Raw genomic sequence first — 25,175 nt, 5'->3', positions numbered from 1 at the left:
AGATTTCAATGGATTCGATTGTATAAGACTTGTTCTGCTTGGCTGAACGTAGCCGCTGGGTTGTAACTTGGAGGTTATTTTATGGCGGTGTTAAATAAAAGTTTCAACCAGACCATAGAGTGCAATCAAGACCAGTAGGACACCACATAGCCCCAAAATCTTGGGATAAATACTGCTTTGTGACAAGCGACGGAAAAACAAATAAACCAAAGACAGCGTGAGGAAATCCAGGATAATCCAAGTCACGGTCAGAAGACTTAAACTGAAATTGATATTCGGTGAAATTGAAATAAATTGCGGGAAAAAAGCTGAAAAGAAAATAATATCTTTGGGGTTGGAAATCCCCACCAGAAAGCCTTTTTTAAAACCGCCATTTTGTGCGGACACCGTTTGAATCGCTGCGGGATGTGGTGCCTGAAGCACTTCTTTGATGATGCTATAACCGAGGTAGGCAATATAAAGGCACCCCAATACCCGGATACCTTTGAGATAGTTTTCATCAATCGTCAGAAAGCCTTTGAGAATTAACACTGAAATAAAAATCAGGATTAAGGAGGCGAAATTAGTGCCAAAAATGGTTTGCAAGGCTTTTTTATAGCCACCTTTGAGACCTGCGCTGGCGACGAGAATCATCACAGGGCCAGGAGTAGCAATCAGTACCACAACACTAATAATAAACAGCAGGTATTCGAAATAGTTCATAAGGCAGGATAACGGTCTATGTTATTGGGAGATCTGGATCTTATTTTATCCCGTAGACCTTAATACAAAATAAAAAAAGACGGAAGCCCGTCTTTTTTTATTTTTCGCTATTTCATTAACTTAAATGCTCACCGAACAGCCCCAGTGCTTCTTCTGCGGTGAATTCATAGCGTGTATTACAGAATTGGCAATCCATCTGGATTGGATTTTGTACTTCTAAAGTTTCATGTACCGCGTCAACACCAATCTGGATCAAGGCATTGGCACAGCGTTCTTTAGAGCAAGTACAACCAAACTTTAACTGCTCAATTTCCGGTAAACGGACTTCTTCTTCGTTATATAAACGATACAGAATTTCATTGGCTGAAAGATCAGTGAGTTCTTCAGGTTTAAGCGTTTCAGTGAGCATGGTCAAACGCGGCCATAAGTCCTCATCAACCAGCTTTTGCTCTTCTTCATCATTACGCGGAAGTAACTGAATCAATAAACCGCCTGAACGTTTGTTATTGGTTGCCAAAACAATATGAGTTGGGATCTGTGCAGACAAATCATAATATTGTGTCAAACAACCGGCTAAAGTTGGTTGATCAAGCGGTACGATGCCTTGATAGCGTTCACCGTGCTCAGGTTCAATATTAATGAACAATAAGGGATTCGTTAAAGCCGCCAATACGGTACGGCTATCTGTACCTTCAACAAAACGAGGATCTTCTTCATAATCTGCCAAGGCGCGCACTTCACCTAAATGGTTACACTCTGCCATTGCCCATTTAAATGTACCGCTGGCTTGAATCTGTAAGCTAATACGGCCATGAATCTTGAGCGTACTTGCCAATAGTGCAGTTGCACTGAGCATTTCACCCAACAGGCTTTGAACCGCAGGCATATATTCTCGTTGCGCCAAAATGGTTTGTAGTGCTTCTTCCAGATGTACCACTTCACCACGAACAGGACAGTCTTCGATAAAAAAGCGTTGGCGTAAATCAGACATATTTTTCTCCAGCCCCCTCAAGGGGAAAACAAAGCAATTTATTGCTTTGAAAAGCACTTTGAGCTTTATAAAAAAGGTGCATATATGCAGTCAATAATGGTGCCAGTTCGTAAAAACTCAAGCTTGTTCATTGGGGGAATTTGCATCACTTTGTGTGTTTTGTTCATTGCTCACGCGATCTGTCAGCAAAGTTTGAGTATTGGCAAATAAATACTCCAGTTCAGCAATGGCACTTGGATAACTTTCAGTCAGCGTCTGTTGGTCGTAAGTCCAATGTTGCTGTGTGAGCAGTTGTTCATCTTGCTGTTTGAATTGGGCAATCTGGGTTTGTGCTTCGTCATGATCCAGACCTGTTTCAATTAAGGCTTGCTGCGCCATATTTAACGATGAGGCATAGGTTTCACGCCAGATTTGTGAGATGCCTAAGCCATGCAGTAAATGGGCATGATGCCGATCGCGAGCCCGAACCAGAATGGTCAAATCTGGATAATTCAAGCGCAGGTGTCGCGCCAGATTCATACTGTCTTCAACATCATCAATCGCAACAATCAGTAACTTGCAATATTCGATGCCCGCAGCACGCAAGTTCTCAACTTGAGTCACATCGGCATCAATAAAACGATGCCCGTATTGTTGAATAAAATCAGCATCAGGTTGGTTGCTATCGATCACACTAAAGTGTTTGCCCTGCGCATGTAAGGCGCGCGCGATGACTTGTCCAAAACGACCAAATCCAATGATGAGAATTGGATGTTGTGGAACATCGGCTGCGGTATCAGTTACAGCGACTTTATTCTGTTGCAGCATTGGCAAAATTTTTCGATCAAATAATGTATATAGCAACGGGGTGAGCAGCATCGAACCCAAGATAATTAGAAAGGTTGATTCTAATAACGCTGTGCTGAGTAATTTTTCATTTTCTGCCAACTTGAGCAGAATAAAACTGAGTTCACCACTTTGTGCCAACGTGATGGCTAACAGGATACTCGGCTTGGCAAGACGTTGTTGGTAATAGCGGATTGCGCCAATGATCACTGCCTTAATCAAAACCAGACCAAAAATTGAGGCCAAGATCAGCAGTGGGGTTTGGCTTAAGGGATTCAAGGATAGGCCTAAGCCAATCGCCAGAAAAAACAATCCAATGGCAGCATCTTTAAAGGGTTCGAGAATGCGTTCAACTTCAGTTTTAAATTCAGTTTCGGCGAGTAATAATCCTGCTAAAAATGCAGCAATCAATAGATGAATGTTGAGAATATCCATGATCAAGATCACTGTAAGCAGGATCAATAAGCTGAGTACAGGAATGAGATGGATACTGTTTTTACGGGCCAAGAAACGAAATGAGGGACGAACGACATAACGACTGGCGAGGAATAATCCTGAAATGGTGGCAATGATTGCCGCAAAGTAGGCAATACCATGTTGTGTCGAGGAGGTATCCTCCAAGAGCGGAAACAGGGCAATCAGCAGCACAGTAAGCAAAGCTTGAAACTGTAAGCTGGCTAAAGTTGCTTGACCTAGGTTGCTATTGAGTTGTTGTTTTTGCTGTAAAAGTTGTTGCGGGAGGAACAGCGCAGAGAGGGCTAAAGCTCCTCCCAGAATCAGACTGAGCAGCACCTCATTGAACAGGAGGAAACAGATACTGGTGATTAGTAGGCTAATGATGACAAATTGTACGCCACTGTTTTTGAGTACAGTCCGACGTTCTGCCCAGAGTTGTAAGGGGCGAAAAGCAAAACCGATAAAGAACATGACAGTCATCATGCCGAAATGCAGTAGTTGGCTGATCAGTTGAGCATCATCAATCAGGCCAGAAACACTGGAACCAAGCAAAAGCCCTGCAATGAGATAACCCAAAACAGTGGTCGAGGCATAGCGTTTGGCCAAGGGCGCAAAAATTAAAGTCGCGGCCAGTAAAAAAATAATCGGGAGCAGTAAAGACATTGAATGCCTCAATTTTTCTATTCTGTCTAGACTAACTCAAATGAGTCGCGGTTAAAAATATGATCTGAATAGATGATATCCAGAAACCTGCGCTTATTTGAGTTAGCTCAAAGCTGGTTTTTAGCTAAACTCTTGGGGATCAACATCAATCGAAAGTCTCAGTTGGTGCTGACGAGGTAAATGTACCACTTGTTGCCACCATTGCCGTAAATAAAAGTGCAGCTTTGCTCGATCAGCAGACAAAATCACCATATGCGCGCGATAACGTCCTGCTTTGCGTTCCATCGGGGCAGGGATTGGCCCCCAGATATCAACCAAATCGCCTGTCATTTCCCTTAACTGTTGGGCTATATCAGCAAGGAACTGCTGGCTATAGTCACGATCTTTAGATTCGACCCGAACCAGAACTGCATAGCGATAAGGGGGGAGCATGGCGATTTTACGATCCGTCAGCATTTGTTTGGCCACAGTACGGTAGTCATGCTCGATTAAGGTGGTCAACATCGGATGATCAGGACGTAGACTCTGTAAATAGACACTGCCTTTATGCTCGCCACGTCCAGCGCGCCCTGCCACCTGCACAATCAGCTGTGCAGTCCGTTCAGGTGCACGCGGGTCGACACTGAGCAGACCTGCATCTATATCCAGAATCGCAACAAGTGTCACATGTGGGAAATGGTGACCTTTGGCCAGCATTTGCGTGCCCAACAAAATGCTCGGCTTATTTTGCTGAATGCGATCATAAATCTTCTGCCAGCTGCCGACTCGGCTGGTACTGTCACGATCAACACGAATCACGTCATTGTGAGGAAATAATTCTTGTAAGTGCTCTTCAAGTTTTGCTGTTCCTGCACCGATGGTTTTTAGACTTTGTTTCTGGCATGCAGGGCAATGGTCGGGAAGACGATTGATGGTGCCGCAATGATGACAATGCAAATAATGGTAGGGCTGCGAATGTAAGGTAAAATGCGCATCACAATGCGGGCAATTGGCTTGCCAGCCACAGCTTTCACACATCAGGATGGGGGCATAACCACGTCGATTTAAAAAGATCAGTACCTGTTCTTTACGTTCTAGAGTGTGCTTGATCTGTTCAATTAAAGTCTGGCTCAGACCATGCTGCTTTTTGGCAATTTTTAAGTCGACGACATATATCTTGGGCAGTACCGCGACGCCAGCACGCTGATTCAGTTCGAGTACCTGTAACTTGCCTGACTCCACTAAATGATAACTATCGATACTGGGGGTGGCAGAACCAAGGATCACGGGACAGTTTTGCAAATAGCCACGATATAAGGCCACATCACGGGTATGGTAACGGAAACCTTCTTGCTGCTTATAGGATAGATCATGCTCTTCATCCAGAATGATTAAGCCTAGATGTGGCAGTGGGGTATAAATCGCAGAACGAGTGCCAATAATAATTGAGGCTTTGCCCGTTTGTGCATGTTGCCATGCCTGTAAACGTTTTGAATCATTTAAGCCCGAATGTAGTAAGGCTACATCACAATGAAAACGTGATTTAAAACGCGCGACCGTTTGCGGGGTGAGGCCAATTTCAGGCACCAGAACCAGAACCTGTTTACCTTGTTTGAGTACCTCGTACATGACTTGCAGATAAACTTCAGTTTTACCGCTACCCGTCAAGCCATCAAGTAAGAAGGCCTGATAATGATGCTGTGCTTTGAGGATCTGTTGAATCGCTTTCTTTTGATCTTCGTTCGCAGTCAAAGGCACTTGTGCCAGTTGCACAGGGGTCGGCGTGAAATCATGCGGTTCCAGACAACATTCAACCAGTCCCTTTTTTTCTAATGCTTTTAGAGTTGAGCTTTCGACACCACTGAGATTAAGCACATTTTCAGTGGCACCATGTGGATGAAGTTTTAAAACCTGATAAGCATCATATTGTTTTTGGGAACGCTTTAATAAGGTATTGGGATCATCATGAGGAGTGATCTTCCATAAATGAAACAGGATATCTAAGGCACGGCCCTGTCTCAATAAGGTCGGTAAGGCACTTTGCATCACCTCCCCAATCGGAAATTGATAATATTGGGCTGACCATGTCAACAAAGTTAAAACTTGTTGGTCTAAAATGGCTTCTTCATCGAGAAGTTCGGTAATGGCTTTAAGTTTGAACTGCCCTGTAAACGCTTGGTTTGGATCAACCTTTTCGGTAATAATTCCCACGAGGTTTTGCCGTCCAAAAGAAATGGCAACGCGTGCTCCCACCTGTGCTTGAGCATATTGCTCTGCACTGACCGTATAGTCAAAGGTGTCATACAGGTAGACAGGTATGGCAACTCGGATACGGTAAAGGATTGCGTTAGAATTCTGGATCGGCATAGCGGCTTCATTCATTAAAGTGTTGGTTGATATTTGTAGCCTTTGAGTTGTATGGTCGCTTCAAACAACTTAAATAAGGCATGACTGCATCTCATAGAATTATGCTAAAGTGCTGTGCAATATGTCGATGAATTTCTTGTGGAACAAGGTTCCTCATCCCATACACGGATGCAACTTAACGACTACTATTTTGGGACAATTAGAACAGAACCATGCCTGCTTATCAATTTACAGCTATTGATGCTTCTGGAAAGCAACATAAAGGTGTGCTGGAAGGGGATTCCGCACGCCAAATTCGCCAACAGTTACGTGATAAAGCATGGACACCGATTGCGGTCGATGCGGTTGAGCAAAAAGACAAACAACAACAGCGTTCATGGTTTAAAAAAAGCTTCAGTGCCTATGATCTGGCTCTGATGACCCGTCAACTTTCCGTATTGGTGGCGGCAGGGATTCCACTCGAAGAAGCATTGCGTGCGGTCAGTAAACAAAGTGAAAAATCACATGTTCAAAACTTGTTGAGTGCCGTGCGTTCCAAGGTTTTAGAAGGACATTCATTGGCAAAAAGTATGCAGCAATCAGGCCGTTTTCCTGAGTTGTATATTGCAACAGTCGCTGCAGGGGAGCGCTCAGGCCATCTGGATCTGATTCTGGATCAGTTATCCGACTATACTGAAAACCGCTTTGCCATGCAGAAGAAAGTTCAAGGCGCGATGATCTATCCGATTGTCCTGATGCTGATGTCTTTCGGAATTGTGATGGGTTTGATGACCTATGTGGTACCAGAAATCGTCAAAACCTTTGAGCAAAGCAAAGAAGCATTGCCCTGGATTACGGTTGCTTTGATGAAAGCCAGTGCCTTTATCCGGCATACCTGGATTGGCATGCTTATTCTTGCCTTTGTTGCAGTCATTTTATTTACCCGTTTCCTCCGAACCACTGCAGGGCATTATGCATTTGACCGATTAACGCTCAGATTGCCACTATTTGGTAAACTTTCGCGTGGTATAAATGCGGCACGTTTTGCCAGTACCTTATCGATTCTGACTCGTTCTGGTGTGCCTCTGGTTGAAGCTCTGCGGATTGGGGCGGAAGTCAGTAATAACTGGGTGATTCGTGATGCCATCGAAGTGGCAATGGAGCGTGTAACAGAAGGTGGTAATTTGGCAACACAATTGGAGCGTTGCGGTTATTTCCCCCCAATGATGGTACAAATGATCCGAAGTGGTGAAGCGTCAGGTGAGCTGGATCGCATGCTCGATCGCGCATCCACCATGCAGGACCGTGAAGTGACTACCTTTATTTCAACTTTGCTGGCTTTACTTGAACCCTTGATGCTGATTTTTATGGCAGCAATTGTATTGGTGATTGTGATTGCGGTAATGTTGCCAATTATTAATATGAACAATATGATTTGATGCGTGACATGAGAGAGATGAATATGAATAATTCAATGGATAAACAAAATGTTGGACATAGCTTGAATACTTGCACTCAAAGCATAGCTTCTTCTCTTGCGGCACGTTCGTGCGTTGCTCGAATGAATCGTGCCTCAGGATTTACCCTTATTGAAGTGATGGTTGTTATTGTCATTTTAGGTGTTTTGGCTGCACTGATTGTTCCGAATGTGATGGGCCGTGGTGAAAAAGCCAAAGTCGATACCACGCAAATTACCTTAAAAGGTGTTGCTGGAGCATTGGATCAATATAAGTTGGACAATGGTCGTTATCCATCAATGCAAGATGGCGGGTTGGATGCGTTGGTCCATCAACCTGCTTCTGCAAAAAATTGGTTGCCAGGGGGGTATGTTAAAGGGGGTTATCCAAAGGACAGTTGGGACAATGATTTACAGTACGTCATTCCCGGTCGTGAAGGTCGTCCATATGATTTATATTCGTTTGGTGCAGATGGTAAAGAAGGTGGCGAAGGTAACGATGCCGATATTTACTATCAGCCATAATGTTTGAATAAAAATATTACTTCACTGTTGAGTTAAATAAATCGAGAGTGAAGTGATAATATTTCTTAATTATAAATATTTAATCAACTTATTGTAAAATAAAGAATAAATAAAATATTAAAGATTTGAGAGTTATAATAAGAATTATTTCCATATTTAATAGTTACAAGAAAAAGAAGTGATGCAGAAAAATAGGCTTTTTCTTCTGGTCAAAGCTTTGCATAATAAATTCAGACCCTTGAAATAAGTTGTGGAGATCAGATGAAAGCATTTTTTGTGTTAGATGAACTGAATCAGTTTCATTGGGCAATGCTTAAATCTGTATTGCTCATCTTAAGCCTATTGCCTTTTAGTGAAGGTGCTTTAAGCGTGTGGCAAGCGTCGGAAGGCAGCAGTCAAATCATGATCGGCTTTTTTGCCATGAGCTTGTTGAGTGCATGGTTTGTGTTGTGTTTTTTAAGTGCTTTAAAAACTAGTGTCTGGATCAATCATAAGCTGATTGCTAACGATGAACAGCTTTTATTTAAAGCCTACAGATATATTCCGATGCTATTCTTATCGAGTCTCGTGGCCTATATATCGGTGCAATTATCGATGAATTTCTAAGCCAGAGATATTGAATAAAAACGTAGACCCAAGTTCTACGTTTTTTTATGACTTGTTTTTGACACGCTTTAATCGATTGGAATGAGCTCGGCACACTCTTGTGTATAGAAATTGTCCTAACTTCAAATAAAAATTTAGCCTGTTTATTAAAGATGCTAGATCGCCTATGCTGCAAACGGAACTTAACCAAAAGAGAATAAAAGAGATGCAACAGATCGAATGGAATGATTTTAGCAAAGTTGAACTACGGGTTGGACGGATCATTCAAGCGGAGGTCTTTAAACAAGCCCGAAAACCTGCTTATATTCTACAAGTGGATTTTGGTGAGGACCTGGGGATTCGAAAATCCAGTGCGCAAATTACCAAGTTGTATCAGCCTGATGATTTAATCGGAAAGCTGGTGGTCGCCGTAGTAAATTTTCCAAAAAAACAAATTGGGCCAATTCAGTCAGAATGTCTGGTCACAGGTTTTCATAATGCCGAAGGGGATGTTGCACTTTGTGTCCCAGAGTTTGATGTTCCTCTGGGTACAAAGTTGCTGTAATTTATCGACGTGATTTAAAAGTAATATTGACTTTACGTGGACGATAGATCCAGCCAACAATCAATAACAGCAGAGAGAAAAGCAAGATTGGGTAATCGCTTAAACGATTATACAATGTTTGCCCTTGCATGGCCGGTAACTCGCCACGGAGAACTGCTTCTTGATCGATAGGAGCGTGTTTTACGATATGACCATTCTGGTCAATAAACGCAGTTACACCTGTATTGGTGGCGCGAATAAACCAACGCCCATTTTCTTTGGCACGCATTTGTACCATTTGCAGATGTTGCCAAGGGCCTGCAGTTCCCGTAAACCAAGCATCATTGGAAACAGTAATTAAAAAGTCACTGTGAGATGCATTACGACGGGTCAGGTTGGGATAAGCCACTTCATAACAAATCGCCGCTGCAAGAGCATGGCCTTTTACTATTAAAGGTTTTTGATCGGATTCACCACGTGAGAACCCGCTCATGCTAACATCATTTTGCAGAGCTGGCAGTACCCATTTCAGCGCACCAGACAATGGAATATACTCACCAAAAGGAACTAAACGTTGTTTCTTATACAAGCCATAAGAGTCACTCCCTGAGGCCATAATACTGTTGTAATACAGCGGTTCACCGACTTGCTGTGATTTGGCCATATCCCAATAAGGAATACCTGTTACCCAAGCAGTATCGGTTTTTTTGGCTTGTGCCGCCATGCCATCCAGGAACTCAGGAATATCACTCTGGAACATCGGAATCGATGATTCTGGCCAGACAATCAGATCACGGCCCCATTCAGCACGGGTGAGGGTCGCGTAGATTTCTAAGGTTCTAATCTGGTATTCGGTCAACCATTTCAGGTCTTGCGGAATATTGCCTTGAATCAAAGACACACTCAGCGGCTTGGCTGCTTTAGGTTGCACAAATTGAATAAATCCAGCTCCCCAAGCACCTATAATCAGCAGTGCCGAAGGAATGGCCCAAAACCAGCGGCGATTGAGGATTTCGACCAAAGCACAGGCCAATACGATCACGACGAATGAAACGGCATAGACACCAAAGAGGGGTGCATAACCATCGAGTAAACGTTCGGTGAAAGCATAACCTGCAAACAACCACGGGAAACCAGTGAAGACCCAGGTTTTCGCCCATTCGAATAATACCCAGAGTGGGGCAAAGGTCAGTGGTGTTTCAGGGAAAAAGCGGCGATACAACCACGTTTGAAAGGCAGTAAATAAGCCCATTGCGGCGGCCATAATGACAATCATCAACACACTTAAAAAGGCATTGGTGTCACCATAGGTATGGATCGAGGTATAGAGCCAAAATGCGCCGACAAACCATAGACCAAAACCGTAAGCCCAACCTAGTGCAAAAGCCTGGCGTGGACTACGTTGACGCAATACTGCATACAGTAATGCAGGCGATAAAATCGCAAGCCACCAAAAATAATAAGGGGCCAGAGCTAAACTAAAGATTGCACCCGAAATGAGTGCAATCAATAGTGGAAAAATAAAAGGAAGCTGCGTTTGTGTCTGAGATGAATTTAACAGCTTCTCAAAATAGGTTCTCATTGACGGACAGCTCGAATCAGATGAATGGTGCGTGCATCTGCTTCAATAATGGTAAATTGCCAATCTCCAAGCTCAATGGTTTGACCTTGTAAATCGCTCACTAAACCAATCTCTTGCAGCAGTAAGCCGCCCATAGTTTCAACTTCATCGTCAGAAAAATCTGCATCTAAAATAGTGTTGAAGTGTTCGATTGGTGTAAGTGCCTGCACAATCCAGGTATTGGCTGTGGTTGGGTCATTGTCTGGTACGATATAGAGTGCTTCTTCATCGGCAATATCGTGCTCATCTTCAATTTCACCCACAATCTCTTCGAGAATATCTTCCAAAGTGACCAAACCCGCGGTTGAACCATATTCATCAATCACAATCGCAATATGGGTTTGGGTATTTTTTAACATGCGTAGCACTTGGTCTGAACGTGCACTTTCCGGCACGAAAACAGGCTGACGCATCAATGAACGAATATCGACTTTGACATTACGCTCGGTTAAAAATGGCAAAAGATCTTTCGCTAATAAGATACCCACGACATTATCGCTTTGATCTGCTGAAAATACAGGGAAGCGTGAATGTGCAGAATCAATCAGTACATCCAGAATATCGAGTAATTGATCGTCTTCTTGCAAGCTGATGATTGCTGTACGCGGTGTCATGACTTCTCGAATCTTGGTTGCTGGCAGATCGAGAACACCCTCAAGCATAGCAACAGTATCTGGCTCTAAAAAGCGACGTGAGTCTTGAACTAACTTGAGTAATTCATCACGGGTTTCTGGTGCGGTACCTAACCATTTTCTTAAGCCACGCATACCCCACGACGGACTGGATTCCTCGACCATGATCTTTCCTAAAGACTCTCTATATCAATTAGATGATTTTCATCATACCGAAGATAAAGCGCAGATGCACCAATAATACTATGTAAAAAACGTACAGTTTCCCAAAATAGAGTAGATGATTTTTATATGAGCGGATTATGCTAAAATGTGAAAATTCGAATATTTGAGTTTTATGATGTCTGACCAACCAAAACTTCCTGCTGTTCAAATCAATACGCGAGGTTTACGTTGCCCCGAACCTGTGATGATGTTGCATCAAGCCATTCGCAAAGCCAAGTCGGGTGATATTGTTGAGGTATTGGCTACAGACCCGTCTACATCATGGGATATTCCAAAATTTTGTATGCATCTTGGGCATGAGTTGGTATTAAAAGAAGAAAGTCTGGATGAAAACAGCAATACGGAATATCGTTATTTGGTCCAGAAGGGTTAAGTGTCGTTTCAGCCAAATAAAAGGAAAGCATAAAAAATCCGAGTCTAAACTCGGATTTTTTCATTTTGAATTACATATTCGGATAGTTCGGACCACCGCCACCTTCAGGTGTTACCCAAGTAATGTTCTGTGATGGATCTTTAATATCACAGGTCTTACAGTGAACACAGTTGGCTGCGTTGATCTGGAAGCGTTTAGAACCGTCATCATTTTCCATGATTTCGTAAACCCCTGCAGGGCAGTAGCGTTGAGCTGGCTCATCCCATTTCGGTAAGTTCACGTTCACTGGAATTGAAGGATCAGTTAACTTCAAATGAGCAGGTTGATTTTCTTCATGTACGGTATTAGATACGAATACAGAAGATAAACGATCAAAAGTCAACTTGCCATCTGGTTTTGGGTAGTTTGGCTTAAACGTAGAAGCATCCACGGTTTTAAGCACTGCAAAGTCTTGTTTAAGATCGTGCAAAGTGAATGTCACTTTAAAGATGTTTTGATCGATAAAGTTAAACGCACCACCAATCCATTGACCAAATTTATGCATCGCTGGGCCAAAGTTACGCGAGCTATATAACTCTTCTTTTAACCAAGAGTTGTTATATTTATCAGTATAAGCGGTCAGTTCTTTGTCAAAGTGGTCTTCGCCTTCAAGCACACGTGCAATCGCAAGATCACCACCTTTGGCCACGCCCGCCGCAATTGCTTCGAATACTGCCTCACCACATAACATGCCTGATTTCATTGCCGTGTGTGAGCCTTTGATTTTTGAGAAGTTCAAGAAACCAGCATCATCACCAATCAAGCAACCGCCCGGGAAGGTGAGTTTAGGCAATGCATTGAAGCCGCCTTTCACCACAGCACGTGCGCCGTAAGAAATACGTTTGCCGCCTTCAAGGAATTGCTTGATGGTTGGATGTGTTTTCCAACGTTGCATTTCCATGAATGGATACATGTGTGGATTTTCATAGGATAAATCCACGATCATACCCAAAGTCACTTGGTTGTTTTCAGCATGATATAACCACCAGCCACCAGAAGAACCAGTTTCAGACAAAGGCCAACCTGCGCCGTGCATTACCAAGCCTGGCTTATGTTTTGCAGGATCGATTTCCCAAAGTTCTTTAATCCCGATACCGTAGTGCTGTGGATCAGCATCTTTATCAAGATTATATTTTGCAATCAGACGTTTACCGAGATGACCACGGCAGCCTTCAGCAAATAAAGTGTACTTGGCATGTAGTTCATAACCAGGCGTGAAGTTATGCGTTGGCTCACCATTTTTGCCAATGCCCATATCACCTGTTTGAATGCCTTTTACTGTGCCATCTTCATGATAAAGCACTTCAGCAGCAGCAAAGCCTGGGAAGATTGAAACTTCAAGTTCTTCCGCTTTTTGGCCCAACCAGCGTACAACGTTACCTAAGGAAATTACATAGTTTCCTTCGTTGTGCATAGATTTTGGCACCATCCAATATGGCATTTTTTGTGCTTTGGTATCAGACAATAAGAAATATGTTTCGTCACCTGTCACAGGTACGTTTAGTGGTGCGCCTTCTTCTTTCCAGTTCGGAAATAATTCATTCATGGCACGTGGTTCAAGTACAGCACCAGAAAGAATATGTGCACCTACTTCAGAGCCTTTTTCAACAACACAAACAGAAAGATCAGGCAGGTTGTTTTCAATCGCTAATTGACGAATTTTAATCGCAGCAGATAAACCCGCAGGGCCTGCGCCTACGATCACTACGTCAAACTCCATCGCTTCACGTTCGATGTGTTCCATGTAGGACTCCTCATATTTTTAGGGGTGGCAACCGTAATATTGCGATTCGGTGCTGCCATGAGTGTTCTGAATTGCCAAACACAAATGATAGTATTGTGCTTGCAAACGTTTGGGATAGTATAGTTTTAATCCTTGATCTCGCCAATTGGCTGAGTGGTCATATTTTCTCGTCAGCAAGGCATAAACTATGATAAATGAAAATGATTCTCCACCAAGCTCTTTTCAAAATAAGGGAAAAATCGTGTTTTCTGATGATAAAAACTTAATGGACATTGCACAATACATAAAAGATGTACAGCAAAGTCACAAAAGGTCAATTCCCCCTTTAGAGCAATGGCACCCAAAGCATTGCGGCAAAATGGATTTACGCGTAAAAGCCAATGGCGAATGGTGGCACGAAGGTCAATTGGTCAAACGCCAAGCGCTTCTCGACCTGTTCACCAAGGTGCTCTGGAAAGAAGATGGCAAATTCTACCTCAAAACCCCGGTTGAACAGATTGAAATTGAGGTTGAAGATGAGCCTTTATTGATCAATCAGGCCGATCAGGTCGAGATTGAAGGCAAGACCTATTTGCAACTGACTACCAGCAATCAGGATGTGGTGATTGTCGATGAAGCGCATCCGGTTTTTATGCGCGAATATCAGGGTGAATTACGACCTTATGTGCACGTTCGATTTGGCATCAATGCCTTGATTCAACGTCAGAGTTTTTATCATCTCGTCAACTACGGCAGTTTGTCAGAAAATGCGCAAGGTGAGGCGGTTTTAACATTAAAAAGTGGTGATTTAGTCTTGCATTTAAGCACCTGAGGTTTAAGCTTAAAAGAGCAAATAAACTAGTACCTGTGTGTGTATGACCGCTGTCCAATCGTTGCCTCTTTTACTTAATCCAATGCCACATGCATCGGCTGATGCGCCCATTGGTGTTTTTGATTCAGGAATTGGTGGATTGTCGGTTGCACAAGAAATTGCCCGCCATTTACCCAATGAGCGCATTCTGTATTATGCCGATACAGCGCATGTGCCTTATGGGGCACGTTCAGATCAGGAAATTCGCCAACTGACGGCCCAAGCAATTGAATGGCTGTATCGTCAAGGCTGTAAAATTGCGGTGGTTGCTTGTAATACTGCGTCTGCATTCAGTCTGGACTATTTACGTGAACACTATGGCGAGCGTTTTCCGATTGTGGGTTTAGTCCCAGCCTTAAAACCTGCGGTGATTCAAACCCAATCGAAAGTTGTCGCGGTATTGGCAACGCCTGCAACCTTCCGTGGGCAACTGATTAAAGATGTGATGGCAAACTTTGCACAGCCTGCGGGGGTTCAAGTATTGACGGTGACCAATCTGGAATTGGTGCCTTTTGTTGAAGCTGGACAACAGATGAGTGCTGCTTGTTTGGACGTGTTGCAACAGATTTTACAGCCTGTGGTGGCGCAAGGTGCCGACTTTTTAGTATTGGGTTGTACTCATTATCCCTTCTTAAAAGATGCGATTCGTCAGATTTTTGATGAAAAATTAAAATTAATTGATTCTGGACAAGCAGTTGCGCGACAAACCGCGTATATTTTAATTAAAAATGGGTTATTATGTGACAAAATACGTCATAATATTACACGTATTGAATGTTATGTCAGTGGTAACAATGCTGTAGAGTTGGAATCAGTCTTACAGCACCTTATCTCAGAACAATTAACATGGAAGATTCAAAATTTGGACGATATTGGGATGGAAAATCACTAATCGGACCATTTTTATAGATTGAGTTGGGGTTAGCTGTTAATAAAAATCAAGATGCATACTTGATATTATTGATAAATGAATTGGGGCTTCGCCTATGCAAGATACTCGTTATCAAGTCTTTGTTTCTACCTCTGGTAATGAAATGCAACCAGAGCGAGCGGTTTTGGCACAAACTCTGGTGGGAATGGGGTTCCTATCTTGGGGCTTGGAACAGCGCACGCCGTTAAGTACTTCTATTGCACGACGCCAGATAGATGATTGTGATTATGTGGTGATTCTGTTGGGGAGTCAGTACGGTGAACAGTCGGTTTCAGGTGTGGGTTATATGCATCTGGAATATATTTATGCCATGACCAAACAGAAGCCTGTGATTGTGTTCATGCATGAAGATCCAGAATCACGGGATGCCAAGTTGCATGATCCCAAAGTTGAACTCAAAGAAAAATTCAAAGAGTTTAGAAAGCAGTTACAACATGAAGTGGATCAAGTCTTTTGTTATCGCACGTTAAGAGACTTGGAACTTGCTGTCCGTTCAAGCATGCCGCAGATGTTGGAGCGCTACCCTGTGGTGGGGTGGGTGCGTCCACAAAACACGCAAGTATTGCGTGATGAAATTGATGCCTTGCGTGCCAAAGTCAAACAACTGGAAACTGAGTTGGGCAATCGTGAAGCAGACCCGCTGACCAGTGTCGCCAAAGTTTCAATGCATGAGCTGTACTCCTTTGAATATCGTATGCATGCCTATCAGGATGGGAACTTTAAGGAAGTTAAACCACATCGTAAAATGACATGGGCGCAATTGCTTAATGTCTTGGGTTCAGCCTTTGTGATCCCGACACCTGAAGAATTCTTCTCAAAGAAAATAAATGAATATTTAAATGAGACGGGCTTGGAGGACGCACGTAAAGAAATGCCGAGAGCTCATGCAGTATCTCGTGCACAAGTCAATATTCGTGCTTTGCATGAGATCAAGTTGCAAATGCGCCAAAATGAATGGATTATGCCGACGGGACGAGATGATCGCCAACGTATGCTGTGGCAATTGACGGCGAAAGGGCAGAAGCTGTTGGAAAGTAATGTGCTGGATAGCAATCGGGTTTTTCAGTTTAAGACCATGCATTAATCCAATTTAGAAAAAAGCGTCAAAACTGCTAAAGTAATTGAATGAATTCAATGAAAAGCGGATGCGGTCTATGTTAGCGACACAAAAACCCAAAGTGACGGTGATTCTGGCAAATCTAGGAACACCGGATGAAGCCACTGTGCCAGCTGTACGACGCTTTCTAAAGCAGTTTTTATCTGATACACGTGTCATTGAGATTCCCAAATTACTTTGGTGGATCATCCTGCATCTATTTGTGCTGACCTTCCGCCCAAAACGTGTGGCTGAAGCCTATGCTTCGGTCTGGTCGAATGACTCGCCGATGCGTGAAATTGTGTTGCAACAAAGTGTGTTGATCAAACAGCGTTTAGAACAAGAAAATCATCAGTTTGATCTTACTGTTGTTCCGGCCATGACCTATGGTCGACCAGGGATTACTGCGGTGCTTGATCAACTGGCGCAGACCCCACAAGAACATGTTATTCTACTGCCGCTTTTCCCTCAGTATTCGGCAACTTCGACGGCACCGTTATATGATGCCTTTGCCAAGTGGATTCCACAGCAACGTCATTTACCCGGGATGACCCTGATTAAAGATTATTATCAGCATCCGATGTTCATTCAGGCCTTAGCTGATAGTGTGCTGAATTATCAAATGAAACACGGCAAGCCTGAAAAACTACTGATGTCATTTCATGGGATTCCGCAGCCCTATGCCGATAAAGGCGATCCCTATGCAGATCGTTGTCGTGTGACGGCACGATTGGTCGCTGAGGCTTTGCATTTGGGCGATGATGAATGGGCAATTAGCTTTCAGTCCCGCTTTGGTAAGCAAGAGTGGGTGAAACCCTATACCGATCAGCTATTGCAACAATGGGGGGAACAAAAAGTACAATCGGTTCAGGTGATTAGTCCAGCCTTTTCCGCAGACTGTCTGGAAACGCTGGAAGAGCTGGCGATGCAAAATAAAGAGATTTTCCAGCATGCAGGTGGAGGTGATTATGCCTATATTCCTGCTTTGAATACGGATCAGGCACATATAGATTTGCTTGCGAGTCTGGTTCAGGCTAATCTTGACGCACTGACCCATACCTTAGCCCATCGTTAAATCGACGCTTTATTTCGCCAGAGGTTTCTATGCTGCAAGTCAAAATTGTCCCTGTTACTGCATTCGCCCAAAATTGTTCAATCTTATGGGATAGTGACAGTAAAGACGCTGTTTTAATTGATGCCGGTGGTGATGCAGCAGTGCTGAAAAAAGAAGTCGAGGCTTTGGGTTTAAAGGTCAAGGCACTGTGGTTAACCCATGGGCATCTTGATCATGCTGGAGCTGTGGGCGAATTGGCTGAAACTTGGAAAATCCCAGTGATTGGCCCGCATAAAGAGGATCAGTTCTGGTTGGACATGATTCAGGAAGTCTCAGCGCGTTATGGTTTCCCCATTCCACAGCCAGTTAAAGTGGATCAATGGCTCGAAGGTGGTGAAGTATTAACATTGGGTGAGGATGAGTTTGAGGTGCGGTTTGCGCCAGGTCATACCCCAGGCCATGTCATGTTCTATAATGCCAAGCATGGGTTATTGTGGACGGGGGATGTGCTGTTTAAAGGGTCGATTGGTCGTACTGATTTCCCAAAAGGCAATCATCAGCAGTTATTGGATTCAATCCAGCGTGAATGCTTTAGCTTGCCCGATGAAACCCAGTTTATTTCAGGCCATGGACCGATGAGTACCATTGGCTATGAAAAGCAATGCAATCCTTTTGTGGCAAGCAAGGCTGGTTAAGTTTAGTCGTAATGTTCCTCTGTATAATGTTTGTTTTATACAGAGGTCTGTTTTCGCGGTAGGCATAGTGCTATTTTTTCGATGAAGCACGCTTAGCGGTTTTTATTGCTAAACCAATAAATCATGTGCAGTGCGCATAATAAATCTTCTACTGCTTGGCATGACTGAATATGAACAGAAGGCATAACAAGAAAAGATACCGAAGCGTAGAAAAAACTCACAATTATCGAACAATATCTTTGACTGGGAATGTCTACAAATTCACCTTTTTTAATTAGAATCAAATCGTGAACGTTTTATTCAAATTGAACATGTCGTTTATTTTTATACGATGAAAACAGATTGGAGACGATTTTATGCAATGGACGAAACCTGCTTTTACCGATGTTCGTATTGGATTCGAAGTGACCATGTACTTCGAAGTTCGTTAATGCTTTATCACAAAATTTATACTAAGCCCTAGTCACGTCTAGGGCTTATCTTTTTCTAATAAGAAATCATCTTTATGTATATTTATATTTTAGGTTCCGCTGCTGGTGGAGGCTTTCCGCAATGGAACTGTAATTGCCCCAATTGTCATGGTCTTCGTACAGGTCGTATTCAAGCCAAAGTACGCACACAATCATCCATTGCCCTTTCTGAAAATGGCATAGACTGGATCTTGTTAAATGCTTCGCCAGATATTCGTCAGCAATTATTTGCTTTTAAGGCCGCTCAGCCAGCCCGAAAATTACGAGATACCGGGATTCGTGATGTGATCTTGATGGACAGCCAACTGGATCACACCACGGGTCTTTTAAGCTTGAGGGAAGGTTGCCCAATAAATGTCTGGTGTACCGAGATGGTGTATCAGGACCTGAGTACAGGCTTTCCGGTTTTTAATATGCTCAAGCACTGGAATGGCGGACTACGCTACCAGAAGATTGACCCTCAACAGGCATTTAAGATTGCTGGTTTTGAGACGTTGGAGTTTATACCTTGGGTGATTCAAAGTGCAGCGCCTCCATATTCACCACATCGTCATGATCCGCATGAAGGTGACAATATTGCCTTGATAATCAAGGATCATAAAACACAGAAACAATTGTTCTATGCGCCGGGGCTTGGAAAGATTGATGAGCCAATCATGCAGATTATGCAGCAGTCTGATTGTGTCATGATTGATGGTACGCTCTGGTCGGATGATGAAATGCAACAAACGGGCGTGGGAACCAAAACCGGCCGCGAAATGGGTCATTTATATATCAGTGGTGAAGGCGGCTCATTATCGTATTTAAAGCAATTGAGTCGACCACGCAAAGTCCTGATTCATATCAACAATACCAATCCGATTTTAAACGAAAACTCGGCTGAATTGGCTGAACTCAAGGCCAATGCTGTTGAAGTTGCCTATGATGGCATGCAGATCGAACTTTAAGGGGATGTTGATGCCAGCAACAGCAGTTTTAAGTGTAGAACAGTTTAAACAGGCCATTTTGGACAAAGGTCAGTATTATCATATCTACCATCCTTTTCATGTGATGATGTATGAAGGCAAAGCGACTCAGCAGCAAATTCAAGCTTGGGTTGCCAATCGCTATTATTATCAAATTAATATTCCCCTGAAAGACGCGGCGATTATGGCCAATTGCCCAGATCAGCGCGTCCGTCAGGAATGGATCCAACGTATGCTTGATCAGGATGGTGAATATCCTGATGGTGGCGGTCGTGAGGCATGGTTGCGTTTGGCAGAGGCCGTAGGTCTGACCCGTGAGCAGGTCATTTCGGAACAGTTGGTTTTGCCGGGGGTGCGTTTTGCTGTGGATGCCTATGTCAATTTTGCCCGCCGGGCGTCATGGCGCGAAGCAGCCAGCAGTTCCCTAACCGAATTGTTTGCACCACAAATCCACCAGTCACGGCTTGATTCATGGCCACAACATTATCCGTGGATTGATGATCAGGGCTATGAATATTTCCGCTCGCGTTTAAGTCAGGCACGTCGTGATGTGGAGCATGGGCTGAGTATTACCCTAGAGTCCTTCACAACGTATGAGCAACAACAGCGTATGTTGGAAATCTTGCAGTTTAAGCTGGATATTCTGTGGAGTATTTTGGATGCACTGACTTTGGCCTATGTGCATGAGCAAGCGCCGTATCACACCGTAACATCACAACCTGTTTGGCATAAGGGGCTATTTCGTGACTAATCCAGCTTTTGATTTAAATCAGATACCGACTTGGCGCCAAGGCTACCGTTTTCAGTTTGAACCTGCCCAAAATGCCTTTGTCATTTTATATCCGGAAGGCATGATCAAGCTTAATGACAGTGCTGGCGCCATTGGACAACATATTGATGGACAGCAAACGGTTTCTGCCATTATTACGCAGTTAAAACAGCAATTTGGGGATCTTGCCGAAATCGAGCAGGATGTGGTCGATTATATGCAGGTTGCCCAACAACATTACTGGATCGATTTACGATGACCGAGGGCATTGGCTTACCGCTCTGGCTTTTGGCCGAGTTGACCTATCGTTGCCCGTTGCAATGTCCTTATTGCTCCAATCCTTTGGATTATGCCCAACATAAAAATGAGCTGACCACGCAGCAATGGTGTGATGTGTTTGATCAGGCACGCCAGATGGGTGCAGTTCAACTGGGCTTTTCAGGGGGGGAACCTTTGGTTCGACAAGATCTGGAGCAATTGGTTGCCTATGCCCACCAAAAAGGGTTTTATACCAATCTGATCACGTCTGGGATGGGACTGACAGAACAACGTATCGCCCAACTCAAACAGGCTGGTCTAGACCATATCCAGATCAGTTTTCAGGCCAGTGATCCCGTGGTTAATGATGCTTTGGCAGGTTCGACGCATGCCTTTGCACAAAAATATGAGATGTGCCGTCTGGTCAAGCAATATGATTATCCGATGGTACTGAACTTTGTGATCCATCGGCATAATATCGATCAGATTGAACAGATTATTGAATTGTGCTTAGAACTGAATGCCGACACGGTTGAACTGGCCATCTGCCAGTTCTATGGCTGGGCTTTTTTAAATCGGCAAGGCCTGTTACCGACACAAGCGCAGTTGACACGTGCAGAGCAAGTGACCAATGCCTATCGTGACAAACTTCGTCAGCAAAATCATCCGTGTAAGTTGATCTTTGTGGTTCCTGATTATTATGAACAACGGCCTAAAGCCTGTATGAACGGCTGGGGCAAAATCTTCTTTACGGTGGCACCAGACGGTATGGCGCTGCCTTGTCATGCAGCACGGCAGTTACCGATTGCTTTTCCGAATGTCCGTGATCATACCTTGTCAGAGATTTGGTACCGGTCCTTTGGCTTTAATCATTTCCGTGGTGATGCATGGATGCCAGAAAGCTGCCGTAGTTGCCCGGACAAGCAGAAAGACTTTGGGGGGTGCCGTTGTCAGGCCTATATGCTGACGGGTGATGCTGCCAATGCCGATCCAGTATGTGGTAAATCTGCGTACCATCATCTGATTGAGCAAGCACGCCGTGAAAGTGAACAAGATGTCGCATTGGCTCAACTGGTATTCCGCAATAGTAGAAACTCAAAACAATTATCAGCTCAACAAAAAATTCCGGTGCACAGTCTGAGCGATGGGTCTGGGTCATGACGTATGGCTTGAATCACCACAAGGTTGCAGTTTTTGACGGGCATAATGATCTACTGACCCGCTTATGGCTCAGCGATGCAACTGATCCTGTGCAGGCTTTTACGCATGCGCAGTTGGCAGGACAACTTGATTTAAAGCGCTGCCAGCAAGCAGGTTTTGTCGGGGGTATGTTTGCGATTTTTCTACCGCCTTTTGCCTATGTCAAACAACATCATCCTGATAAGTTATTTGAGCTTCAGGCCGATGATTTTAGCCAACAGCAGATGGAGCAGATTTGCTTGGCACAACTCGGGCTGGCACAACAAATGGTTCTGGCTTCGGCGCAGATTCAACTGTGTACTTCGGTGCAACAGATTCAGGATTGCCGTATACAAGGCAAACTGGCCATGGTGCTGCATATGGAAGGTGCGGAAGCCTTACAGTACAACCCTGACTTGCTCGATGTCTTTTACCAAGCAGGTCTGCGCAGTGTTGGCCCTTTATGGAATAGGGTCAGCCGGTTTGGACATGGTTTAAATGCCCGTTTTCCGCATTCACCTGATACCGGTGAGGGACTAACGACCGAAGGCAAAGCATTAATCAAACGCTGCGCCGAGAAAAAAATGCTGGTGGATGTGTCACATATGAATGAACGAGCATTCTGGGACACGGTGGATATTTTACAGCAACCTCTGATCGCGACGCATTCCAATGCGCACGCACTCTGCCCGCAGGCACGCAATCTAACTGATAGACAACTCAACGCGATCCGTGACAGCCAAGGTATGGTTGGGGTGAATTTTGATGTGGCATTTTTGCGTGCCGATGGACAGCGAAATGCAGATACGCCATTAGAGTTAATCCTTGATCATCTGGAATATATGATGGATCGTCTCGGAGAAGATCATATTGGGCTGGGTTCAGATTTTGATGGGGCGCTGGTCAGTAACGAGTTGAAGGATGTGGCAGGTTTACCTCTGCTGGTTGCAGCCATGCAACAGCGTCATTATTCAGCTGCACTGATTGAGAAAATCTGCTGGAACAACTGGTTAAATGTGTTGAATCGAATCTGGTCTTAGCTACAGAGAAGAAGATGATTAATCTTCATAATCATCTTCATGGCGTTTGAGATCTGCTTGGGGTGCATCCTGAGTTGGGAGTTTGTATTCATCGCTGGCCCAGGCACCAAGATCAATCAACTTGCAACGTTCTGAGCAAAACGGACGAAATTCGTTACCTTCCCAAGTGCTGGCTTCACCACAACGGGGGCAAGGAAATGTACGTGGCATAGAAAATTCCTAAAACATAAAATAAATAGATTAGGCAAAAGTAAGGTGAGTTGTTAGACTTATGCCGATTTCTAGATAGTTTGATGAGATTATGTCGATTCGTCAATTTCAAGCACAACGTATGCAAGCCCCTCGTGATTTTATTGCCATTCCCAATACGCCAATTTGCGTTGAAATTGGGGCGGGCAAAGGTAAACATGCCTTACTCTTTATCGGGCAAAATCCACATAACACGTTGTATGCAATTGAGCGAACCAAAGAAAAATTTGTGGCGATGCAGAAGCAGCATCAATTAGAACCACGTGAGCACCTGCACCCGATTCATGCCGATGCACTGCCTTGGGTGGTGCATGCCTTGTTCCCTGCACAAGTGGAACAGTTCTTTATTCTGTATCCGAATCCAGAGCCGCATAATCCCGCACAGCGCTGGTTAAACATGCCATTCTTCGAATTTTTACTTTCACGCCTTCAGCCGAATGGCACGATTACACTCGCAAGTAATATTCCTGAATATATTGATGAAGCTGAGCAGCAGTTACTTGAACTGTGGAAACTGCCCTATGAGAAGCAAAAAATTGCTGCAGACTCTGCGCGAACCCATTTTGAAATTAAATATCTGGAGCGAGACGAACTGTGCCAACAGTTGATTATTCGCAAGCCAGAAGGTTATACCACCCGCTTTGATGATTTTGCGCCGTTGCAAGGACAAAATGCACAAGAGCAGTCTGATGCCTAAACGTGTTGCGATTATTGGTGCTGGCCCAGCAGGTCTGATGGCTGCTGAAGTCCTCAGTCAATATGATTATGAAATCGATGTGTTTGAACAGAAACCTTCGGCGGCACGTAAGTTCCTAATGGCAGGCAAAACGGGGTTAAACATTTCCCATGCTGAGCCTGTTGAGGCGTTTATACAACGTTATGATCAGACGCAATGGTTAGCGCCTTGGGTCAGGCAATGGGATGCAACGTGGATTCAGGACTGGATGCAGGGCTTGGGCATTGAATCCTATGTCGGCAGTTCAGGTCGGATTTTTCCAGTTGAAATGAAAGCAGCCCCATTACTACGTGCATGGCTGAAACGTTTAATGGCCGATGGGGTGAAGTTCCATTATCGTCATCGTTGTGTGGATTTATCTGAAAATCAACTCACGATTGAGAACCAAACTCAGCGCTTTAGTGTAACTTATGATGCGATTATTTTGGCCTGTGGCGCAGTATCATGGTCGCAGTTAGGCAGTGATGGGGCATGGCAGCCATGGCTCTCAAAAAATGAAATTGAGCCGTTCCAAGCCAGTAATGCAGGCGTGCTGAAAACATGGTCGCCATTTATGCAGGAGTGCTTTGGCCAACCTTTAAAACGTGTCAATGCATGGGTCAGACCTGAACAGCAGACACATGGCGATATCATCATTACCTATTATGGTTTTGAAAGTGGTGTGATTTATAAATTGGGTCGTGAGCTAAGAGCGCAGATAGCACAACAGCAAACGCTGCAACTCCATTTAGATTTACTCCCAGACCTGAGTCTTGAGCAATTAGAAAAGAAATTACAGGGCAATAGAAAGCAATCCTTAACCAATCTATGGCGTAAAGCAGGTCTGGATACGGTGAAAATTAATTTGCTACGTGAAATCGTGGCAAAAAACCTATGGTCGGATGCCAAGCAAATGGCTCAGCAGATCAAGCAGCTGTGTATTCCTTTAGAGGGGTTTCGTCCCATTGAAGAAGCGATTAGCTGTGCGGGAGGGGTAAAGCAAGCGGTCTTATCTCCACAACTGCAATTGCAATCTAATCCTTCAGTCTTTTGCTGTGGTGAAATGCTGGATTGGGATGCACCGACAGGAGGCTACTTACTGACGGCCTGTTTCGCCACTGGACGTGCAGCAGCAGAAGGGGTGCATGCTTTTATCGAATAAGATCATGCCATGTTTTTTCATAGTTGATGAGCCATA

At 44.0% G+C, this 25,175-nt stretch carries 26 protein-coding genes; 18 read left to right on the top strand and 8 right to left on the bottom strand.

Features of this window, described 5'->3' with window-relative positions; genetic code table 11:
- Positions 1-90: 90 nt before the first annotated feature.
- From F895_RS12885 to F895_RS12900, 4 genes are all read right to left on the bottom strand, one after another.
- Complete coding sequence (locus F895_RS12885) at positions 91-702, bottom strand: LysE family translocator (RefSeq protein WP_005240019.1); 612 nt, start codon at positions 700-702, stop codon at positions 91-93.
- A 115-nt stretch (positions 703-817) separates the two neighbouring features.
- Positions 818-1,693, bottom strand: coding sequence for an Hsp33 family molecular chaperone HslO (locus F895_RS12890; RefSeq protein WP_005240017.1), 876 nt, complete (start codon positions 1,691-1,693; stop codon positions 818-820).
- A 117-nt stretch (positions 1,694-1,810) separates the two neighbouring features.
- Positions 1,811-3,637, bottom strand: a complete 1,827-nt coding sequence (locus F895_RS12895; RefSeq protein WP_005240015.1) for a cation:proton antiporter domain-containing protein — start codon at positions 3,635-3,637, stop codon at positions 1,811-1,813.
- A 120-nt stretch (positions 3,638-3,757) separates the two neighbouring features.
- Positions 3,758-5,983: a primosomal protein N' gene (locus F895_RS12900; RefSeq protein WP_010589778.1), complete on the bottom strand. Its 2,226-nt coding sequence runs from the start codon at positions 5,981-5,983 to the stop codon at positions 3,758-3,760.
- Between the two features lie 212 nt (positions 5,984-6,195).
- Here F895_RS12900 and gspF point away from each other — a divergent pair, with 212 nt between their 5' ends.
- The 4 genes from gspF (at position 6,196) to F895_RS12920 (ending at position 9,093) form a co-directional block, all read left to right on the top strand.
- The gene (gene gspF, locus F895_RS12905) at positions 6,196-7,401 is read left to right on the top strand and encodes a type II secretion system inner membrane protein GspF (protein ID WP_005240010.1); all 1,206 of its coding nucleotides are present in this window, start codon (positions 6,196-6,198) and stop codon (positions 7,399-7,401) included.
- On the top strand, positions 7,401-7,943 hold the full coding sequence (gene gspG, locus F895_RS12910) for a type II secretion system major pseudopilin GspG (protein WP_005240009.1): 543 nt from the start codon (positions 7,401-7,403) through the stop codon (positions 7,941-7,943). Before gspF ends, gspG begins: the two co-directional genes overlap by 1 nt.
- A gap of 261 nt (positions 7,944-8,204) precedes the next feature.
- Complete coding sequence (locus tag F895_RS12915; RefSeq protein WP_005240008.1) at positions 8,205-8,549, top strand: hypothetical protein; 345 nt, start codon at positions 8,205-8,207, stop codon at positions 8,547-8,549.
- Positions 8,550-8,754: 205 nt separating this feature from the next.
- Positions 8,755-9,093 carry a tRNA-binding protein gene (locus F895_RS12920; RefSeq protein ID WP_005240007.1) on the top strand — a complete coding sequence of 113 codons (339 nt, stop codon included), beginning with the start codon at positions 8,755-8,757 and terminating at the stop codon, positions 9,091-9,093.
- Position 9,094: 1 nt separating this feature from the next.
- Here F895_RS12920 and lnt read toward each other — a convergent pair whose 3' ends face one another.
- Together lnt and F895_RS12930 are read right to left on the bottom strand one after the other, a co-directional pair.
- Positions 9,095-10,654 carry an apolipoprotein N-acyltransferase gene (lnt, locus tag F895_RS12925; RefSeq protein WP_005240005.1) on the bottom strand — a complete coding sequence of 520 codons (1,560 nt, stop codon included), beginning with the start codon at positions 10,652-10,654 and terminating at the stop codon, positions 9,095-9,097.
- A complete protein-coding gene (locus F895_RS12930; protein ID WP_005240002.1) occupies positions 10,651-11,490 on the bottom strand; it encodes an HlyC/CorC family transporter in 840 nt (279 codons plus the stop codon). The genes lnt and F895_RS12930 overlap by 4 nt, the downstream gene beginning before the upstream one ends.
- 175 nt (positions 11,491-11,665) lie before the next feature.
- On the opposite strand from F895_RS12930, the gene tusA reads away from it, so the two are divergent.
- Entirely contained in the window at positions 11,666-11,923 is a 258-nt protein-coding gene (tusA, locus tag F895_RS12935; RefSeq protein WP_005239999.1) for a sulfurtransferase TusA, read from the top strand.
- Positions 11,924-11,993: 70 nt separating this feature from the next.
- On the opposite strand, the gene F895_RS12940 is transcribed toward tusA, so the two are convergent.
- A complete protein-coding gene (locus F895_RS12940) occupies positions 11,994-13,706 on the bottom strand; it encodes an electron transfer flavoprotein-ubiquinone oxidoreductase (RefSeq protein ID WP_005239998.1) in 1,713 nt (570 codons plus the stop codon).
- Positions 13,707-13,893: 187 nt separating this feature from the next.
- Between F895_RS12940 and F895_RS12945 the strand changes: the two genes are divergently transcribed.
- The 11 genes from F895_RS12945 to F895_RS12990 all read left to right on the top strand — a co-directional run bounded on the left by F895_RS12945 (position 13,894) and on the right by F895_RS12990 (position 23,013).
- A complete protein-coding gene (locus F895_RS12945) occupies positions 13,894-14,517 on the top strand; it encodes a DUF1285 domain-containing protein (RefSeq protein ID WP_005239997.1) in 624 nt (207 codons plus the stop codon).
- Positions 14,518-14,560: 43 nt separating this feature from the next.
- Positions 14,561-15,448, top strand: a complete 888-nt coding sequence (gene murI, locus F895_RS12950; protein ID WP_005239996.1) for a glutamate racemase — start codon at positions 14,561-14,563, stop codon at positions 15,446-15,448.
- A 94-nt stretch (positions 15,449-15,542) separates the two neighbouring features.
- A complete protein-coding gene (locus tag F895_RS12955) occupies positions 15,543-16,571 on the top strand; it encodes a DUF4062 domain-containing protein (protein ID WP_005239993.1) in 1,029 nt (342 codons plus the stop codon).
- Between the two features lie 70 nt (positions 16,572-16,641).
- Positions 16,642-17,658: a ferrochelatase gene (gene hemH / locus F895_RS12960; protein WP_005239991.1), complete on the top strand. Its 1,017-nt coding sequence runs from the start codon at positions 16,642-16,644 to the stop codon at positions 17,656-17,658.
- Between the two features lie 29 nt (positions 17,659-17,687).
- Positions 17,688-18,332, top strand: a complete 645-nt coding sequence (locus tag F895_RS12965) for an MBL fold metallo-hydrolase (RefSeq protein ID WP_005239989.1) — start codon at positions 17,688-17,690, stop codon at positions 18,330-18,332.
- A gap of 356 nt (positions 18,333-18,688) precedes the next feature.
- Positions 18,689-18,763, top strand: coding sequence for a pyrroloquinoline quinone precursor peptide PqqA (pqqA, locus tag F895_RS19375; RefSeq protein ID WP_009514286.1), 75 nt, complete (start codon positions 18,689-18,691; stop codon positions 18,761-18,763).
- 74 nt (positions 18,764-18,837) lie between these two features.
- Entirely contained in the window at positions 18,838-19,749 is a 912-nt protein-coding gene (gene pqqB, locus F895_RS12970) for a pyrroloquinoline quinone biosynthesis protein PqqB (RefSeq protein ID WP_005239987.1), read from the top strand.
- Positions 19,750-19,759: 10 nt separating this feature from the next.
- A complete protein-coding gene (gene pqqC / locus F895_RS12975) occupies positions 19,760-20,518 on the top strand; it encodes a pyrroloquinoline-quinone synthase PqqC (protein ID WP_005239985.1) in 759 nt (252 codons plus the stop codon).
- Complete coding sequence (pqqD, locus tag F895_RS12980) at positions 20,511-20,795, top strand: pyrroloquinoline quinone biosynthesis peptide chaperone PqqD (RefSeq protein ID WP_005239983.1); 285 nt, start codon at positions 20,511-20,513, stop codon at positions 20,793-20,795. Before pqqC ends, pqqD begins: the two co-directional genes overlap by 8 nt.
- Positions 20,792-21,955, top strand: a complete 1,164-nt coding sequence (gene pqqE / locus F895_RS12985) for a pyrroloquinoline quinone biosynthesis protein PqqE (RefSeq protein ID WP_005239981.1) — start codon at positions 20,792-20,794, stop codon at positions 21,953-21,955. Before pqqD ends, pqqE begins: the two co-directional genes overlap by 4 nt.
- Positions 21,952-23,013: a dipeptidase gene (locus F895_RS12990; protein ID WP_005239979.1), complete on the top strand. Its 1,062-nt coding sequence runs from the start codon at positions 21,952-21,954 to the stop codon at positions 23,011-23,013. The genes pqqE and F895_RS12990 overlap by 4 nt, the downstream gene beginning before the upstream one ends.
- Before the next feature lie 18 nt (positions 23,014-23,031).
- Here the strand turns inward: F895_RS12990 and F895_RS12995 are convergent, their stop codons facing one another.
- Positions 23,032-23,223 carry a DNA gyrase inhibitor YacG gene (locus F895_RS12995; protein WP_005239977.1) on the bottom strand — a complete coding sequence of 64 codons (192 nt, stop codon included), beginning with the start codon at positions 23,221-23,223 and terminating at the stop codon, positions 23,032-23,034.
- Between the two features lie 91 nt (positions 23,224-23,314).
- Between F895_RS12995 and F895_RS13000 the strand changes: the two genes are divergently transcribed.
- Both F895_RS13000 and F895_RS13005 read left to right on the top strand, forming a co-directional pair.
- Positions 23,315-23,959 carry a class I SAM-dependent methyltransferase gene (locus F895_RS13000; RefSeq protein WP_005239976.1) on the top strand — a complete coding sequence of 215 codons (645 nt, stop codon included), beginning with the start codon at positions 23,315-23,317 and terminating at the stop codon, positions 23,957-23,959.
- Entirely contained in the window at positions 23,952-25,139 is a 1,188-nt protein-coding gene (locus F895_RS13005; protein ID WP_005239975.1) for a TIGR03862 family flavoprotein, read from the top strand. Before F895_RS13000 ends, F895_RS13005 begins: the two co-directional genes overlap by 8 nt.
- Positions 25,140-25,175: the final 36 nt, after the last annotated feature.

Origin of the sequence: Acinetobacter sp. CIP 64.2 (assembly GCF_000369645.1) — a bacterium.
In the GTDB taxonomy this organism is placed as follows: domain Bacteria; phylum Pseudomonadota; class Gammaproteobacteria; order Pseudomonadales; family Moraxellaceae; genus Acinetobacter.
Note: the sequence above shows the minus strand (reverse complement) of the source record. Positions and strands in the feature narration are given on the sequence as shown.

Coding starts and splice junctions, on each gene's coding strand:
- F895_RS12995 (WP_005239977.1), bottom strand. CDS start 23,223: ATGCCACGTACATTTCCTTGCCCCCGTTGTGGTGAAGCCAGCACTTGG.
- F895_RS13000 (WP_005239976.1), top strand. CDS start 23,315: ATGTCGATTCGTCAATTTCAAGCACAACGTATGCAAGCCCCTCGTGAT.
- F895_RS12990 (WP_005239979.1), top strand. CDS start 21,952: ATGACGTATGGCTTGAATCACCACAAGGTTGCAGTTTTTGACGGGCAT.
- F895_RS12885 (WP_005240019.1), bottom strand. CDS start 702: ATGAACTATTTCGAATACCTGCTGTTTATTATTAGTGTTGTGGTACTG.
- F895_RS12900 (WP_010589778.1), bottom strand. CDS start 5,983: ATGCCGATCCAGAATTCTAACGCAATCCTTTACCGTATCCGAGTTGCC.
- lnt (WP_005240005.1), bottom strand. CDS start 10,654: ATGAGAACCTATTTTGAGAAGCTGTTAAATTCATCTCAGACACAAACG.
- pqqC (WP_005239985.1), top strand. CDS start 19,760: ATGCCAGCAACAGCAGTTTTAAGTGTAGAACAGTTTAAACAGGCCATT.
- F895_RS12930 (WP_005240002.1), bottom strand. CDS start 11,490: ATGGTCGAGGAATCCAGTCCGTCGTGGGGTATGCGTGGCTTAAGAAAA.
- gspF (WP_005240010.1), top strand. CDS start 6,196: ATGCCTGCTTATCAATTTACAGCTATTGATGCTTCTGGAAAGCAACAT.
- F895_RS12890 (WP_005240017.1), bottom strand. CDS start 1,693: ATGTCTGATTTACGCCAACGCTTTTTTATCGAAGACTGTCCTGTTCGT.
- murI (WP_005239996.1), top strand. CDS start 14,561: ATGACCGCTGTCCAATCGTTGCCTCTTTTACTTAATCCAATGCCACAT.
- F895_RS12965 (WP_005239989.1), top strand. CDS start 17,688: ATGCTGCAAGTCAAAATTGTCCCTGTTACTGCATTCGCCCAAAATTGT.
- pqqE (WP_005239981.1), top strand. CDS start 20,792: ATGACCGAGGGCATTGGCTTACCGCTCTGGCTTTTGGCCGAGTTGACC.
- F895_RS12920 (WP_005240007.1), top strand. CDS start 8,755: ATGCAACAGATCGAATGGAATGATTTTAGCAAAGTTGAACTACGGGTT.
- tusA (WP_005239999.1), top strand. CDS start 11,666: ATGTCTGACCAACCAAAACTTCCTGCTGTTCAAATCAATACGCGAGGT.
- F895_RS12945 (WP_005239997.1), top strand. CDS start 13,894: ATGATAAATGAAAATGATTCTCCACCAAGCTCTTTTCAAAATAAGGGA.
- F895_RS12940 (WP_005239998.1), bottom strand. CDS start 13,706: ATGGAACACATCGAACGTGAAGCGATGGAGTTTGACGTAGTGATCGTA.
- pqqB (WP_005239987.1), top strand. CDS start 18,838: ATGTATATTTATATTTTAGGTTCCGCTGCTGGTGGAGGCTTTCCGCAA.
- F895_RS12915 (WP_005240008.1), top strand. CDS start 8,205: ATGAAAGCATTTTTTGTGTTAGATGAACTGAATCAGTTTCATTGGGCA.
- hemH (WP_005239991.1), top strand. CDS start 16,642: ATGTTAGCGACACAAAAACCCAAAGTGACGGTGATTCTGGCAAATCTA.
- F895_RS12895 (WP_005240015.1), bottom strand. CDS start 3,637: ATGTCTTTACTGCTCCCGATTATTTTTTTACTGGCCGCGACTTTAATT.
- gspG (WP_005240009.1), top strand. CDS start 7,401: ATGCGTGACATGAGAGAGATGAATATGAATAATTCAATGGATAAACAA.
- F895_RS13005 (WP_005239975.1), top strand. CDS start 23,952: ATGCCTAAACGTGTTGCGATTATTGGTGCTGGCCCAGCAGGTCTGATG.
- F895_RS12955 (WP_005239993.1), top strand. CDS start 15,543: ATGCAAGATACTCGTTATCAAGTCTTTGTTTCTACCTCTGGTAATGAA.